Source organism: Sphingomonas sp. dw_22 (assembly GCF_018449795.1).
Lineage (GTDB): Bacteria > Pseudomonadota > Alphaproteobacteria > Sphingomonadales > Sphingomonadaceae > Sphingomonas.
The window spans coordinates 41,984-56,961 of the sequence record NZ_JAAVVE010000025.1; the positions used below are offsets into that span (position 1 = coordinate 41,984).

General features: G+C 66.6%; 19 protein-coding genes. 7 read left to right on the forward strand and 12 right to left on the reverse strand.

Annotated elements, in window-relative coordinates; all coding sequences use genetic code 11:
* Positions 1-2: 2 nt before the first annotated feature.
* Both HB724_RS12295 and petA read right to left on the reverse strand, forming a co-directional pair.
* Entirely contained in the window at positions 3-1,292 is a 1,290-nt protein-coding gene (locus HB724_RS12295; protein ID WP_213981234.1) for a cytochrome b N-terminal domain-containing protein, read from the reverse strand.
* Positions 1,293-1,304: 12 nt separating this feature from the next.
* Positions 1,305-1,889 carry a ubiquinol-cytochrome c reductase iron-sulfur subunit gene (gene petA, locus HB724_RS12300; RefSeq protein WP_256731483.1) on the reverse strand — a complete coding sequence of 195 codons (585 nt, stop codon included), beginning with the start codon at positions 1,887-1,889 and terminating at the stop codon, positions 1,305-1,307.
* Between the two features lie 226 nt (positions 1,890-2,115).
* On the opposite strand from petA, the gene HB724_RS12305 reads away from it, so the two are divergent.
* From HB724_RS12305 to HB724_RS12315, 3 genes are read left to right on the forward strand one after another with little or no spacing between them, the layout of a single operon-like run.
* Entirely contained in the window at positions 2,116-2,565 is a 450-nt protein-coding gene (locus tag HB724_RS12305) for a tRNA (cytidine(34)-2'-O)-methyltransferase (RefSeq protein WP_213981235.1), read from the forward strand.
* On the forward strand, positions 2,562-3,404 hold the full coding sequence (hemF, locus tag HB724_RS12310) for an oxygen-dependent coproporphyrinogen oxidase (RefSeq protein ID WP_213981236.1): 843 nt from the start codon (positions 2,562-2,564) through the stop codon (positions 3,402-3,404). Before HB724_RS12305 ends, hemF begins: the two co-directional genes overlap by 4 nt.
* On the forward strand, positions 3,395-3,991 hold the full coding sequence (locus HB724_RS12315; protein ID WP_213981237.1) for a GNAT family N-acetyltransferase: 597 nt from the start codon (positions 3,395-3,397) through the stop codon (positions 3,989-3,991). The genes hemF and HB724_RS12315 overlap by 10 nt, the downstream gene beginning before the upstream one ends.
* Here HB724_RS12315 and HB724_RS12320 read toward each other — a convergent pair.
* Together HB724_RS12320 and HB724_RS12325 are read right to left on the reverse strand one after the other, a co-directional pair.
* Positions 3,958-4,695 (reverse strand): hypothetical protein, encoded by a 738-nt coding sequence (locus HB724_RS12320; protein ID WP_213981238.1) that lies wholly within the window; start codon positions 4,693-4,695, stop codon positions 3,958-3,960. The genes HB724_RS12315 and HB724_RS12320 overlap by 34 nt on opposite strands.
* Positions 4,692-5,516: a glycerophosphoryl diester phosphodiesterase membrane domain-containing protein gene (locus HB724_RS12325; RefSeq protein WP_213981239.1), complete on the reverse strand. Its 825-nt coding sequence runs from the start codon at positions 5,514-5,516 to the stop codon at positions 4,692-4,694. Before HB724_RS12325 ends, HB724_RS12320 begins: the two co-directional genes overlap by 4 nt.
* A 107-nt stretch (positions 5,517-5,623) precedes the next feature.
* On the opposite strand from HB724_RS12325, the gene lipB reads away from it, so the two are divergent.
* The 3 genes from lipB to HB724_RS12340 all read left to right on the forward strand — a co-directional run bounded on the left by lipB (position 5,624) and on the right by HB724_RS12340 (position 7,450).
* Positions 5,624-6,280 (forward strand): lipoyl(octanoyl) transferase LipB, encoded by a 657-nt coding sequence (gene lipB, locus HB724_RS12330; RefSeq protein WP_213981240.1) that lies wholly within the window; start codon positions 5,624-5,626, stop codon positions 6,278-6,280.
* A 91-nt stretch (positions 6,281-6,371) separates the two neighbouring features.
* The gene (locus HB724_RS12335) at positions 6,372-6,599 is read left to right on the forward strand and encodes a hypothetical protein (protein WP_213981241.1); all 228 of its coding nucleotides are present in this window, start codon (positions 6,372-6,374) and stop codon (positions 6,597-6,599) included.
* 170 nt (positions 6,600-6,769) lie between these two features.
* Entirely contained in the window at positions 6,770-7,450 is a 681-nt protein-coding gene (locus HB724_RS12340; protein WP_213981242.1) for a hypothetical protein, read from the forward strand.
* A gap of 21 nt (positions 7,451-7,471) precedes the next feature.
* Here HB724_RS12340 and queE read toward each other — a convergent pair whose 3' ends face one another.
* The 8 genes from queE to HB724_RS12380 all read right to left on the reverse strand — a co-directional run bounded on the left by queE (position 7,472) and on the right by HB724_RS12380 (position 14,565).
* Positions 7,472-8,104 (reverse strand): 7-carboxy-7-deazaguanine synthase, encoded by a 633-nt coding sequence (gene queE, locus HB724_RS12345; protein ID WP_213981243.1) that lies wholly within the window; start codon positions 8,102-8,104, stop codon positions 7,472-7,474.
* Positions 8,105-8,114: 10 nt separating this feature from the next.
* Positions 8,115-8,798, reverse strand: a complete 684-nt coding sequence (queC, locus tag HB724_RS12350) for a 7-cyano-7-deazaguanine synthase QueC (protein ID WP_213981244.1) — start codon at positions 8,796-8,798, stop codon at positions 8,115-8,117.
* A 166-nt stretch (positions 8,799-8,964) separates the two neighbouring features.
* On the reverse strand, positions 8,965-9,363 hold the full coding sequence (locus HB724_RS12355; protein WP_213981245.1) for a DUF3617 family protein: 399 nt from the start codon (positions 9,361-9,363) through the stop codon (positions 8,965-8,967).
* 85 nt (positions 9,364-9,448) lie between these two features.
* Positions 9,449-10,372, reverse strand: coding sequence for an Hsp33 family molecular chaperone HslO (locus HB724_RS12360; RefSeq protein WP_213981246.1), 924 nt, complete (start codon positions 10,370-10,372; stop codon positions 9,449-9,451).
* Positions 10,373-10,484: 112 nt separating this feature from the next.
* A complete protein-coding gene (gene argF, locus HB724_RS12365; protein ID WP_213981247.1) occupies positions 10,485-11,405 on the reverse strand; it encodes an ornithine carbamoyltransferase in 921 nt (306 codons plus the stop codon).
* Positions 11,406-11,586: 181 nt separating this feature from the next.
* Positions 11,587-12,783 carry an acetylornithine transaminase gene (locus tag HB724_RS12370; protein ID WP_213981248.1) on the reverse strand — a complete coding sequence of 399 codons (1,197 nt, stop codon included), beginning with the start codon at positions 12,781-12,783 and terminating at the stop codon, positions 11,587-11,589.
* Positions 12,784-12,901: 118 nt separating this feature from the next.
* Positions 12,902-13,672 carry an IclR family transcriptional regulator gene (locus tag HB724_RS12375; RefSeq protein ID WP_256731484.1) on the reverse strand — a complete coding sequence of 257 codons (771 nt, stop codon included), beginning with the start codon at positions 13,670-13,672 and terminating at the stop codon, positions 12,902-12,904.
* A gap of 50 nt (positions 13,673-13,722) precedes the next feature.
* Entirely contained in the window at positions 13,723-14,565 is an 843-nt protein-coding gene (locus tag HB724_RS12380) for an ABC transporter permease (RefSeq protein ID WP_213981249.1), read from the reverse strand.
* A 51-nt stretch (positions 14,566-14,616) separates the two neighbouring features.
* Between HB724_RS12380 and HB724_RS12385 the strand changes: the two genes are divergently transcribed.
* On the forward strand, positions 14,617-14,978 hold a 362-nt coding region (locus HB724_RS12385; RefSeq protein WP_218625173.1), incomplete at its 3' end, for a GcrA family cell cycle regulator.

Below are 14,978 nucleotides of genomic sequence, written 5' to 3' on the forward strand. Positions count from 1 at the left end.
CCTTACGCGCTCACTGCCGATTCGGTGATCCGCGAGCCGCCATGGTCGCCGAGCACCGCTTCGGTGATCGAATTGGGCAGCGGCTTCGGACGCTCGAGGCGCGAGATGATCGGCACGATGATCAGGAAATGCGCGAAATAATAGGCCGCGCAGATCTGGCTGAGGATCACATAGACCGGCTCGGCCGGCGAGCCGCCGCAATAGCCCAGCACCAGCACGTCGAGCACCAGCACCCAGAAGGCGATGCGGTACATCGGACGGTAATTGCCCGAGCGCACCGGCGACTTGTCGAGCCAGGGCAGGAAGAACAGGATCAGGATCGAGCCGAACATCGCCAGCACGCCCCACAGCTTCGCCGGCAGGATGAAGTCCGCGGTGAAGGCGCGCAGGATCGCGTAGAACGGCCAGAAATACCATTCGGGCACGATGTGCGCGGGCGTCGAGAGCGGGTTCGCCGGGATGTAGTTGTCCGGATGGCCCAGATAGTCCGGCAGGAAGAAGATCAGGATCGCGAAGACGATCATGAACACGCCGACCCCGAAGCCGTCCTTCGCCGTGTAGTACGGATGGAACGGCACGGTATCCTGCTCGCCCTTCACTTCCACGCCGGTCGGGTTGCCCGAGCCCGGGATGTGCAGCGCCCAGATGTGCAGGATCACCGCGCCCAGGATCACGAACGGCAGCAGATAGTGGAGCGAGAAGAAGCGGTTCAGCGAAGCATCGTCCGGCGCATAGCCGCCGAGCAGCCAGATGCGGATCCAGTCGCCCACCACCGGGATGGCGGAGAAGAAGCCGGTGATGACCTGCGCGCCCCAGAAGCTCATCTGGCCCCAGGGAAGCACATAGCCCATGAACGCGGTGGCCATGGTCAGCAGGAAGATCACCACGCCGAGCAGCCAGATCATCTCCCGCGGCGGCTTGTAGGAGCCGTAGTAAAGCCCGCGGAACATGTGGATGTAGATCACGATGAAGAACATCGAGGCGCCGTTGGCGTGCGCGAAGCGCAGGAACCAGCCGGCGTTGACGTCGCGCATGATGCCGACATTGACCGATTCGAAGGCGCCGGCGGCGTCCGAATGGAAGTGCATCGCGAGCACGATGCCGGTGACGATCTGGCAGACCAGCGCCACCCCGGCGAGAACGCCGAAGTTCCAGAAATAGTTGAGGTTGCGCGGGACCGGATAGCCGGCGCCGACCGCGTTATAGACGAAGCGCGGAAGCGGCAGACGATCGTCGACCCACTTCATCACCGGATGCTTCGGTTCGTAATGGCGTGCCCAGGGGAAGCTCATGCGCGTCTATCCTCAACCGACCACGACGACAGTGTCGGACGTGAATGCATATTTCGGAACTTCGAGGTTCTTCGGCGCCGGCCCCTGGCGGATGCGGCCGGCGGTATCATAGGCCGAGCCGTGGCAGGGGCAGAAATAGCCGCCGAAGGGACCGCGATTCTCGCCTTCGCCCGCGCCCAGCGGCACGCAACCGAGATGGGTGCACACGCCCAGCGTGATGAGCCAGTTGGTGTGGCCCTCCACGGTGCGCTGCTCCAGCGTCTGCGGATCGCGCAGCGACGAGACCGGCACGGCATCCGCCGCGGCGATCTCGGCCGGCGTCAGGTTGCGCACGAACAAAGGCTGCTTGCGGAACGAGGTCTTGATCGCCTGGCCCGGCTCGATCGCGGAGAGATCGACCTCTGTCGAGGACTGCGCCAGCACGTCGGCCGACGGGTTCATCGAATTGACGAGCGGCAGCACCACCACGCCTGCGCCGACCGCCGCGACCGAAGCGGCCGCATAGGTCAGATAATCGCGCCGACGCGGATTCTCCAGAAGTTCGCCGCCGGGGCCAACCGTCTGGTCGGGAGGAACACCATCTTCAAGCGTTGCCATGCTTCAGCCCTTGCACATCGAAACAAGCCGCGACGGACGCGCGGGTAACGGACACAGACGCCTATACGCCCAAAGCCGCCTGGTGCCCCCGGTGGCTGGCGGGTCTGATAGACGGCGGGGAGCGCCTTTGCCAACAAGGATTTTGACGGACATGACGCAGGACAAAGATCCTCCCTTTCGTCCACCCCCTCTCCCGCAAGCAATAACGGGAGACTATGGCTCCCAAATGCGCCTCGCCCTCTTCCAGCCCGACATCGCCGGCAATGTCGGCGCGATCCTGCGCCTCGCAGCCTGTCTGGGCGCCGCCGTCGACCTGATCGAACCGATGGGCTTCCCCTGGAGCGACAAGTCGCGCCGGCGATCGGCGATGGATTACGAATCCCGCGTGGAGATTGCCCGGCACGCCGATTGGGAGGCGTTCGAGGCGCAGGTGCCGGGGCGGCTGGTGCTGTTCACCACGCGCGGCGGCACGCCCCTGCCGCAGGCGAAATTCGAGGCCGGCGACACATTGCTGTTCGGCTCCGAAGGCGCCGGCGCACCCGATTTCGTCCATGCCCGTGCCGATCTGGCCGTGCGAATCCCGCTAAGGCCCGGCCTTCGCTCCTTGAACGTCGCGGTGACAGCGGGCATCGGGCTCGCCGAAGCGCTGCGGCAGACCGGAGGATGGCCCGAATGATCGAACTCGACGAACAGCAGCAGCGCGCCCGCGACTGGTTCGAGAGCCTGCGCGACGCCATCTGCGCAGAGTTCGAGGCGATCGAGGCCGAGGCGGGATCGGACGCCCGCTTCGGCTATCTCGCCTGGGATCGCGCCGATCCCAGCGGCGCGCCCGGCGGCGGCGGCGTGCGCGGCGTGATGAAGGGCAGGATATTCGAGAAGGTCGGCGTCAACGTCTCGACCGTCGGCGGCACGCTGGAAGGCGATTTCGCCCGGACGATCCACGGCGCGAGCGAGAATCCGGGCTTCGTCGCCACCGGCATCAGCCTGGTCGCGCACATGGCCAATCCGCATGTACCGGCGGTGCACATGAATACGCGCTTCCTCACCACCACGAAGCGCTGGTTCGGCGGCGGGGCGGACCTCAACCCCCCGATCCCCTATGCGGAGGATACCGCCGAGTTCCACGCGGTGCTCAAGGCCGCCTGCGATGCCCATGATGCCGGCCATTATCCGCGCTTCAAGCAATGGGCAGACGAGTATTTCTACATCCCCCACCGCAAGGTCCATCGCGGCGTGGGCGGCATCTTCTACGATCATCTGGAGGGCGACTGGGAGGCCAATTTCGCCTTTACCCAGGATGTCGGCCGCACATTCCTGGACGCCTTCCCGCGGATCGTGCGGCGGCGGATGGAGACGGGCTTCACCGATGCCGACAAGGCCCGCCAGCTCGAATGGCGCGGCCGCTATGCCGAGTTCAACCTCATCTACGATCGCGGCACGCTGTTCGGGCTCAAGACCGGCGGCAATATCGACGCGATCCTGATGAGCCTGCCCCCGGTCGCCGCATGGGGCTGACGCCGGTCCCGAACGACCAGCTCGCGACGATCGTCACGTCGCTGGAGATGCGCGCCAGGCCGCCGCTACGCCCCGTCCGCCCTTCGCCGCTGGCGCTGGTGCGCTGGCCGGCGCCGGCGAGCGAGCGCTATCGCACGCTGTTCCGGCGCGTGGGCGGGCCGTGGCTATGGTTTTCGCGGCTGGTGATGGCGGAGGAGACGCTGCGCGGCATCCTCGATAATCCGGCGATCGAGATTTACGCCGCCACCGATCGCGCCGGCATCGAGCTGGGCATGCTCGAGCTCGATTTCCGCAATCCCGGCAATTGCGAGCTCTCCTATTTCGGTCTCGTCCCCGAGCTGACCGGCAAGGGCAATGGCGGCTGGATGATGGGCCAGGCGCTGGCGCTCGCCTGGCGCAAGGGCGTGGAGCGGGTGTGGGTGCATACCTGCACGCTCGATCACCCCTCGGCGCTGGGATTCTACCGGCATTACGGCTTCACGCCCTACAGGCGGACGATCGAGACCTTCGCCGATCCGCGCGTCGCCGGGATCCTGCCCGCCGACGCCGCGCCTCACATTCCCGTGCTGGCCGCGGTCGCCCGATAGGCGGCGACACGCAGGACGGTGAGCGCCGTCCAGGCAAGTCCGCCGATGATCGCGACCGCCAGATAGCCGATCGAAGCGACGATCTGGTTGCCGCCCGCTATCGCCGCGAGCGTCCCCGTCACCGCGCTCGCCGCGACGACGGCCCCGAGCGTGCCCAGCATCGTCACCGCGACGACGCCGAGCAGGACCAGCCACGCCACGCCGCCGCTGCGCCGCCATCCCTGGCGGAACGCCTCGATCAATCCCGCCTCCGGACTGGCCGCAAATGCGGGCGCGGCGAGCCATGTCCGGGCGAACGCGAACAGGCCGGGCAGCACGAACAGCGACATGCCGAGCCCGAACACGAAGCCGGCTAGCAGGTCCAGCACCAGAAACGGCAGGAAGCGGCGCAGCGTGAGCATCAGCACCTCGCCCAGCGTGCGGCCGCCTCCCTGGAGGAACAGGTTCAGCACCGCGAACGTCCCGAAGTCGCTCGCGAGATTCGCGAAGAGGATCGGCAGCAGATTGTCGCTGTAGAAGCGCCCGATCGCGTCGCGCACCTGCTCCGGCGGCACGTCCGGCGGGAAGCCGCTGCCCACGAGCAGCAGCACGATCCCAAGGACCGGCAGGACATAGAATACGCCGGCGATGCGCAGCAGCAGCATGCGCTCGCTCCGCCACAGGGCACCGGCGTCGGCAAATACGCCGGCAAAGCTCAATTTCATGGGGCCTGCATATGGTTGCCAAGGGCTTCCTGGGCGGAAAGCGCGAGGTAGAGCTTGGCGATGAATGCCGGGAAGACGACCATGAACGCGGTCTGCACCGCGGCGGTCATGATCGAAGTGAGCACGCCGGCGATCGAGATGCCGCCCTCCCCGCCGCCCGCGACCAGCGTGAAGATGGTGCCGAACACGGTGTTGGCCGCCAGGCCGGATACGGTGGCGACCACGACGAACAGGATCAGCACGCCGATGATGCGCCAGGTGCTGCCCCGCGTCAGTCGCCAGGACCGGGGGATCGCGCCCAGCATGCGCTGCTCGCGCACGACGATCGGCGTGGTCAGGATCAGCCGCGCGCTGATCCCTATGAACAGGATGGCGAGGACGAGGATGTAGATCGAGATGGTGCCGGCCGCGCCCGGGCTCATCTCGACCGCCTCGCCCCGGGCGACCGCCATGAGATCGTAACCGCTCGCGGCAAGGAAGACGGGCACCGGCAGGGTGAGTGCGACCATCGCGAGGCCCAGCACCACCGAAACGATGAGCGCCGGCAACAAGCGCCGCCGCGCGATCGTGCCCGCCGTCCGGCTGGTCACGCCGTCGAGCGCCATCGCCGTAATCACCAGCGACCCCCAGACCGACAGCACCGCGAAGGCGAGCTGGACCAGCCGCAGCGTCACCGCGACGCCGGGCGTCGCGGTGAGAAGGACCGCCTGGAAATTGCCGCTGATCGATGCGGGCACGAAAAAGGCGAGAAGCGCTATCGGAACGACCGTCCCGATATTGTCGCTCAGGAACTCGGCCGCCCGGTCCCAAACGTTACTCATCTTTACCATCGCGTCGTGATCCCCTCCGTCGCATAGGCCGTGTTAGCGGGCGCACAATGTATTGCCAATGCTTGCGTATCCCCGCGAAGGCGCGCAATCGCGGCGGCATGGCCGAATCTATCGAATGGCGCGTCGAGCCAGAACCGATCGACTATGCCGCAGCGCTGGAAACCATGGAGGCCCGCGCGGCGGCGGTGACCAGGCGCGAGGCGCAGGAACTCGTCTGGCTGCTCGAACATCCGCCGGTCTATACCGCCGGCACCAGCGCCGATGCCGCCGAGCTGCTCGATCCACGCTTCCCCGTGCATCGCACCGGACGTGGCGGACGCTATACCTATCACGGCCCCGGCCAGCGGATCGGCTATGTCGTGCTCGACCTGCGCGAGCGGCGCAAGGATGTGCGCGGCTATGTCCATGCGCTCGAAGGCTGGGTGATCGCCGCGCTGGACGAATTGGGGATCGAGGCGTTCCGCGCGCCCGGCCGGATCGGCATCTGGACGCTCGACCATGGCCGCGAGGCTAAGATCGGTGCGATCGGCGTGCGCATCCGCCAATGGGTCACGCTGCACGGCTTCGCGGTGAACTTGAACCCCGATCTCAATCACTTCGCCGGAATCGTGCCGTGCGGCATCGCCGAATTCCCGGTCACCAGCGCCACGGCGCTGGGGCTCGATATTGCGCCGGACCGTTTTGATGCTGCGCTTTCGGCCACATTTATGCCATTTTTGGCGGGTCTGGCTGCCGCCGGGCAAAACGAGTCTTGAGGCCGTGCCCTGAACCGTCTAATGTCCATCACGGTTTGGGTATTAACGGCGTAACCGTCATTCCAAATCCACTATCTAGGGAGCAATTTAAATGCGTGCAGTCATTTCGAAGATCGTTGCAGGTTCGATGATCGCCGGCGCGGCCCTCCTGGCCTCGGCGTGCACCAGCAACGACAGCACGACCAACGTCACGAACACCGTCGAAGTCCCGACCGAGAACGTGACGACCACCGACACGATGGTCACCAACATCGACACCGCCGACAACGGCACGGTCGTCGAGAACACGACCGAAGTGAACACCACGAACGCGATGTAATCATCGCGCGCAAGCGTGTTTCGAAAGGGCCGTCCGGGCGACCGGGCGGCCCTTTTCCTTTGGAATCGCGCCAAAATGCTATCTCTTCGCGCCCTGATTCCAAAAAAAGGGTTGGGTGCGGAATCGAAAAGCCGTAACCAACAACCGGACGTAAAGCATAAGAGGGCAGGATGCTGGTTCCGCGTATTGGTATCATCGTAGCCGGTGTGGTCGGCTTGTTCGCCGCGGCCCCCGCCTCGGCGCAATTCTTTTTCAAGCCGGCCAATCTGGCGGGCGAGCGTGTCACCGGCGAGGAGCCGGGCATGACGGGGCCGGCCTTGCCCGGCGCAACCGCTCCGGAGCTGAGCGCCGCGCTGGTGTGGAACCTGCGCGCGGCGCTCAACGTCGCGGCGCTCCAGTGCGGGTTCGAGCCGACGCTGATGACGCTCGCGAACTATAATGCGTTCCTGAAGGACCATGACGGCGAACTGGACCAGGCCATGGCAGTTCTGGACAAATACTTCTTCCGGATGACCAAGAACAAGAAGGCCGGTCAGACCGAACTCGATAAATTTCTTACACGCGTATATTCGGGCTTCTCGACCGTCGGCGGTCAGCGGTCTTTCTGCCAAACTGCTGCCGTAATCGGTCACGATGCGGTATTCGCACGCCGCGGCCAGATCTACGAACTCGCCCATACCCGCATGCGCGAGCTTCGCGCCAGCTTGGCGGCATGGGGCGAGCAGCAGTTCCGCGCGCGCAATGTCAGCCTCCTGCTGCCCCCGGCCCGGCCTCTGCCGCCTTTCAGCAACGACAAATGCTGGAGAAAGGGTCTCTACAACCAGAAGAAGTGCGGGACGCTGCGAAGCTAGGATGGGTCGCTGGGGCGCGTCCTAGCGCAGCCCCAGCAGCTTGTGCGTCTGCAACGTCAGCCGCCATTTGGGGCGCTCCAGCGCCAATGCCACGGCCGCGCGCGTATTGGCCTCGGCTTCGGCGCTGTCCATGGGCTGGACCAGGAAATGGGCGAAGTCCCACGCCTCCAGCGCGTCTAGATCGATGCCCGGCTGCGGCCAGACCAGCTTGAGCTCGTCGCCCGATCGCTGGACGACTTCGCTACCCGCCTTGGGACTGATGCACACCCAGTCGATCCCCGGATGCGCCGCCAGGGTACCGTTGCTCTCGATCGCAATACGGAAGCCGCGGGCATGCAGCGCATCGACCAGCGCGTCGTCGATCTGGAGCATCGGCTCGCCGCCGGTGAGCACGACGAAGCGGGCTTCCGTCCCCTCGCCCCAATGCATCTCGGCCGCATCCACCAGCGCCTCGGCATCGGCGAAGCGGCCCCCGCCCGCCCCGTCCACGCCGACGAAATCGGTATCGCAGAAGCGGCAGACCGCGCTCGCCCGATCGGCCTCGCGGCCCGACCACAGGTTGCACCCGGCAAAGCGCACGAACACCGCCCGCGCACCGGCATTCACCCCCTCGCCCTGGAGCGTGAGGAACATCTCCTTGACCGCATAGCTCATGACCGGCGCGTCAGGCCGGAACCGCGTAGCGCGTGGGATCGGGCAGGCCCGCTTCCGCGAAGCCTTTGGCGCGCAGCCGGCAACTGTCGCACAGCCCGCAATGCACGCCGCCCGGCGCGGGATCATAGCACGACCAGCTCAGCCCCGCGTCGAGCCCCAGCCGATCGGCCTCGCGGACAATATCGGCCTTGGTCATGTGCTGGAGCGGCGCACGGATATGGAAAGGCTCGCCCTCGACGCCGGCCTTGGTCGCGATCTCGGCCAGCTTCTCGAACTCGGCGATGAATTCGGGGCGGCAATCGGGATAGCCCGAATAATCGAGCGCGTTGACGCCGATATAGATGTCGCGCGCGCCCGCCGCCTCGGCCCAGCCGAGCGCCAGGCTGAGGAAGATCGTGTTGCGCGCAGGCACATAGGTAACCGGGATGTCGTCGCCCACGCCCGTCTTGGGCACGTCGATCTCGGCGGTCAGCGCCGACCCGCCGAACGCGCGCAGGTCGAGCGGAAGCACGACATGGCGCTCGGCCCCCAGCATCGCGGCGATGCGCCGCGCGGCGGCCAGCTCGACCTGGTGGCGCTGGTTATAGTCGATCGAGAGCGCCAGCAGCCGGTGCCCGTCCTCGCGGGCGCGCGCGGCGGCGACCATGGAATCGAGCCCGCCGGAAAGCAGGGCAATCGCAATGCTTTGAGTCATGCGGCCACGGCTAGCGCTTTTTGCAGGCGCGTGCAGCCCAAATCAAAATGGGCCGCCTCGGGAGCGGCCCAGGTGTTCGGGAAAACCAATGCCAGAGAGGAATCCGCTCCACGAAGGAGCGATCCTTCCATAGCGCAAGGAGGGTTAAGAACCGGTAAGCGCGCCATCATCCGCAGGTGCCGATGCGGCGCCCCTCATAATCCTCGGAGAAGGGCGCGCCATCGAGCACGCCCTGGGTATCGACATGGACCAGCCTGGCGGTCTCGACCCCCACGGTGGTCCGGCCATGGCCGTGCCCCGGGCAGGTGTAGCGGATCGTGATCGAGCGCTGGGTCTGCTCCACCACGAAATGCTCGCACTGGGCCGCGCCGTGCACCACCTGCAGCAGCATCGCGGGGTTGGTGAGGCAGAGCTTGCGCTCGCCATCCTCGCTCTTGAGCTGCCATTGGCCGCGCTCCAGGCCGCTGAGCGGCGTGGCCGGTTCGCGTTGCGCGTAGGCGCCGGCCGCGCCCATGAGGAGCAACGCACCGGCCATCACCGGGCGCGCGATACGCCGAGACTCCATTCCCAACTCCCGTCCGGGGTACAGGCACCGCTCCCCAGCCGGATCGCCTGCAAGTCGCCGTAGAATATCGCGCTCCGCGAGGGTTTTACAACGGGGGTGGAACAAAATCCGCAAGCGGCACCGGGAATTTGCTCGAGCAGAAGGCGCAATCGACGCTGATGATGCCGTTCTCATCGGCCATCGCCGCCCGCTCCTCCGCCGGGAATTTGCCCAGAACCTGCAGGATATAGGCGGCATCGCAGCGGCATCCGCGCGCCAGATCGGTGCCGGCGAGCAGCCGCACCTCGGGCTCCTCGTTGAACAGCCGCCAGACCAGATTCTCCAGCGGAAGCGCGGCGTCGGCGAGTTCGTCCGCACCCATCGTCGCGGCCAGCGTCTCGACATGATGCCATTCGGGATGGTCGAGCTTGGCGTGCAGCCGCTCGCGGCCTTCCTCGCCCTCGGGCAGATGCTGGAGGAAGATGCCGCCGGCGATCAGCTTGCCCGCCGCGTCACGGTGCAGGCCGAGGCGCACCAGGCTCGGGATCTGCTCGGACTGGAGGAAATAGCTCTCCGCCGCCGCCGCCAGCGAGGCGCCGTCGAGGGGTACGATGCCCTGGTAGCGCTCCCTGGTCAGCGTCTGATCGAAGGTGACCGCCAGATAACCCTTGTTGAACAAGGCGTAGAGCGACGGATTCTTGCCGAGCATCGCCAGCCGATCCGCGTCGAACTGGACATAGCCGCGCAGCTCGCCACCCCTATAGTCGCACACCAGCAGGCTGATGATGCCGCCCTGGGCCTGCGCCTGGAGCGTCATCTGCCCCTCGGCATCCTTCAGCGTGGCGCCGAGCAGCGCGGTGAGCGTCAGCGCCTCGGCCAGCAGCCGCTCGATCACCGGCGGATAGGCATGGGCCGACAGGATCTCGTCGAGCACCGGCCCCAGCCGCACGACGCGGCCGCGGGCGTGGCGCCCCGGAATGGTGAAGCCGATCACGCGATCGAGATCGGTGGGAAGGCGGGTGTCAGTCACGCGAATATCTCCGTCATTCGCATGCCCCGCGCAGTCGATGGACCACGCGGGGCTGGCGAACGGATTCTATGGGTTCGGGCGCGATATGGGGACGCCGCGATCCCGGGACAACTCAGCCGATCTGGCCGAAGCACCAGCGCAGGACGGACTTCTGCGCATGGAGGCGGTTCTCCGCCTCGGGCCAGATCAGCGACTGTGGCCCGTCGATCACGGCGTCCGTCACTTCCTCGCCGCGATGCGCGGGCAGGCAGTGGAGGAACTTCGCGTCGGGCTTGGCCTCCGCCATCAGCGCCTCGGTGACCTGATAGGGCATCATCGCCTTCAGCTTGGTCTCGGCATGCGCCTGGCCCATCGAGATCCAGGTATCGGTGACGACGATGTCCGCACCCTCCACCGCTTCCTTCGCGCTGCCAACAACCCGGGCACGGCCCCTGCCCCGCGCGATATCCGCCTCGCTCGGCTGGAAGCCCTGGGGGCAGGCCGCGACCACGTCGAAATGCATCAGCCCGCCGGCTTCCATGATCGAGGCGAGCACGTTGTTGCCGTCGCCCAGCCACGCGACCTTGAGGCCGGGCAGCGCCTTGCCGGTCTCGAGGATGGTCAGCAGGTCCGCCATGACCTGGCAAGGGTGCGAGGCGTCGGTGAGGCCGTTGATGACCGGCACGCTGGCATATCGCGCCATGTCGACCACCTTCTGATGATCGTCGGTGCGGATCATGATCGCATCGCAATAGCCGCTGAGCACGCGCGCGGTATCGGCGATGCTCTCGCCGCGGCCGAGCTGCATCGAGCCGGCATCCATCACGATGCTCATGCCGCCCAATTGCCGGATCGCCATGTCGAACGAGACGCGGGTGCGCGTCGAGTTCTTCTCGAAGATCATCGCCAGCGTATGGCCGGCGAGCGGGGCATCGGCGTCCACCCTGCCCTTGGGCCAGCCGGCGCGTGCCGCCTTGTGCTGCAGCGCATCAGCCAGCATCGCGGCAACGCCATCAGCGCCGGCATCGGACAGGTCGAGGAAATGGCGGGTCATGTCTTAGCTCCACCCCGAACTCGGCTCGGGGAGGGGGACCATGCGCAGCATGGTGGAGGGGCGGCGACGAAGTCGCCGGATACCGCTCCGCAAATACGCCGTCTGCGACGGCACCCCTCCACCCCGCCCTGCGGGCGCGGTCCCCCTCCCCGAGCAAAGCTCGGGGAGGATCTGAGACAGTTCAGTCATCGCTCGGGATCCCGAAGGTCCGGGCGCCTTCGCTCAGGCGCTCGATGCACTCGGAGATATGCTGCTCGTCGATAATCAGCGGCGGCAGCACGCGCAGGACATTCTCGCCCGCCGCGACCGTCAGCAGCCCGTGATTGTCGCGCAGGTGCGCCACGAAATCGCGGCTGACCGCCGGCTCCTTCATCTTGACGCCGAGCATCAGCCCCTTGCCGCGGATCTCCTCGAACAGGTGATCGTGGTTCGGGATCATCTGCTCCAGCGCCTGGCGCAGCCGATCGCCCATCTTGGCGACATGCTCGAAGAAGCCCGGCTCCAGCATCACGTCGAGGATCGCCTGGCCCGCCGCCATGCCGAGCGGATTGCCGCCATAGGTGGAGCCGTGCGTGCCGATCACCATGCCCTTGGCCGCTTCCTCGGTCGCCAGGCACGCGCCGAGCGGGAAGCCGCCGCCGATGCCCTTGGCCGCCGTCAGGATGTCGGGCTCGATGCCGTAATGCTCATAGGCCCACATCTTGCCGGTGCGGCCATAGCCGCACTGGATCTCGTCCAGGATCAGCAGCAGGCCGTGCTCGTCGCACGCCTTGCGCAGGCCCTGGATGAATTCCGGCGTGCCGGCGGTCATGCCGCCCTCGCCCTGCACCGTCTCGACCAGGAAGCCGGCGGTCTCGCCGTCGATCTTGGCGAGCGCACCCTCCAGATCGTTGAACGCCACATAATCGAAGCCCGGCAGCAGCGGCTCGAAACCGTCACGCATCTTGGGCTGGTCGGTCGCCGAGATCGCCCCGATCGAGCGGCCGTGAAAGGCGTTCTTGAAGGTGATGAGCTTGTGCCGCTCGGGGTTGCCGTTGACGTAATGATAGCGGCGCGCGGTCTTGATCGCGCACTCGATCGCCTCGACGCCCGAATTGGTGAAGAACACCGTATCGGCGAAGCTGTTGTCGACGATCCGCTGCGCCAGCGCCTCGCCCTGCGGCGAGCCGTACAGGTTCGACACATGCATCAGCGTCGCGGCCTGGTCCTGGATCGCCCTGGTCAGGTGCGGATGGCCGTGGCCTAGAGCATTGACCGCGATGCCGGCGGCGAAATCGAGATATTTCTCGCCGCGCTCGCCATAGAGATAGACGCCCTCGCCTCGCACCGGCCGCACGTCACACCGCGGATAAACGGGCATGAGCGGGGTGATGGCCACGGGTCATTCTCCTTCAAAAAGCAAAAGGCGGCCCCATCCGGGGCCGCCGGAGCGCGCTTTTACGGTTCGGTGCAGGGATGCGTCAACACCGCACGCCGGGGATCGCCCCGGCCGAGCATCACGGCTTCGGCGCGGGGCTGTATCCGAGCGCCTTGCTGACCCTGTCGGCGATGTCGGCGACATGGCCGGCGACTTCGGCCACGACTGCCTCGTTCAGATAATGCGCGGCGCTGGCGATGCTGATCGCGACGCAGATATTGCCGTTCGCGTCGCGAACCGGCGCCGCGATCGACCGTACGCCATCCCCGATCGGACTGTCGTGCAGGACGATCCCCCGCGCGACATGCGTGCGCATCCCGGCGAGCCAGGCGTCCTCGTCCACGGGATCGGAGCTCGCCGCCGCGGACATGCGATAGAGCTTCCTGAGGCTTTCCTCGCCATCGTCGAACAGCAGCGCCTTGCCCAGGCCGGTCTCCGCGATCGGCCGCTGATCGCCCGGTGCCGTGGCGACGCGCAGTTTCTGGCGCCCCGTCGCCCGATCCAGGTGCCGCGACCAGTCGCCCTCGCGCTTGCCCACGAACGCGCAGAAGCCGGTGGTCTCCGAGAGAAGCTCCAGATAGGGGCGCGCGACCCGGACATAATCGACCTGCTGGTTCGCGACGGCGCCGAGCTGGAGCAGCTTCGGGCCGAGCGCGATCCCCTCTGCCGTGATCGACAGATAGCCACGCGACCGCAGCGCATGCGCGAGCCGGTGCGCGGTCGTCTTGCTGAGGCCCAGCTTGCTGGCGACCACGGACATCTTGGTGGGGCCAAGGAGCGTCTCGTCCAATATGTCGAGCCCGCGCATCAAGGTCTGCGCGCCCTTGGGACTATCGTCTTCGCTTGCCATTCCCTGTCCTCATCCACTCGGGACCGCAATGCAAGCGGTCTGGACGTGGCTCAGTTCTTCAGCTTCCAGCCGGTGCGCAGCAGCGTGTAGCAAAGCAGCCCCAGCGCCACGTCGATCCCCAGGATCACGATCGTACCCAGCAGGATCGGCGAATCGGCGACGCCCAGGAAGCCGTATCGGAAGCCCGAGATGATGTAGAAGAACGGATTCGCATGGCTGATCGCTCGGAACAGAGGCGAGAGGCGCTCGACCGAATAGAAGGTGCCCGAAAGCAGCGAGAGCGGCGCCACCACGAAATTGGTGACCGCGGCGGCATGATCGAACTTCTCCGCCCAGATCGAGGTCAGCACGCCGAGCAGCGCCAGGAACAGCGAGCCGAGCAGCCCGAACCACAGCACCGCCCATAGATGATGCGGCCAGGCATGGACGCCCGGCCAGAACTGCATCGCCAGCCACACCGCGCCGCCGACGCAGAAGGCCCGCGTCACCGATCCGGCGGTGAGCGCCGCCAGCAGCTCGGCGGTGGAGAGCGGCGGCATCAGATAATCGACGATCGTGCCCTGGATCTTGCCGACCAGCAGCGAGAAGCTGGCATTGGCGAACGCGTTCTGGAGCATGCCCATCACGATCAGGCCCGGCGCGATGAAATCGGCGAAGTGGATTTCCTGGCCCTGGAGCGTCACCATCCGCCCGCCACCACCCAATGCGACAGTGAAAATGACGAGGAACAGCAGGGTCGTGACCGCCGGCGCCCACACCGTCTGGAGCTGGACCTTGAAGAAACGGCGCACCTCCTTGATATAGAGGGTACGCAATCCTCCCCAATTCACGTTGCGAATCACCGGAACGCCGGGTTCGGGGAGGTTCGGACCGATTTCAGGGTGGCTGCTCATCGCGCGTTCGCGTAACCGCTGCACGCGCCGCCCGCAAGTTGAAGGAAGACCATGAGCTGGACCGACGAGCGTATCGATACGCTGAAGAAGATGTGGGATAGCGGCCTGACCGCCACCCAGATCGCCGAGGAACTGGGCGGCGTGAGCCGGAACGCCGTGATCGGTAAGGCGCATCGCCTGGGCCTGCCCTCGCGCCCGTCGCCGGTGAAGCCCAACGAAGCCAAGGCTGAGTCGGCGCCCAAGCCGGCCCCGACGCCCGCCGCCGCGGCTCCGGCCGCCGCTGCCCCCCCCTTCAGCGGCTTCCGGTCGCCCGGCGCCCCCGCCGAGCAGCAGACCACGCCCGCTTTAGGCCCCCCCACCCCCCCGAACACCCCCCCCCTCCGCGCCCCAAACCCCACCCCACCGGGCCCCCC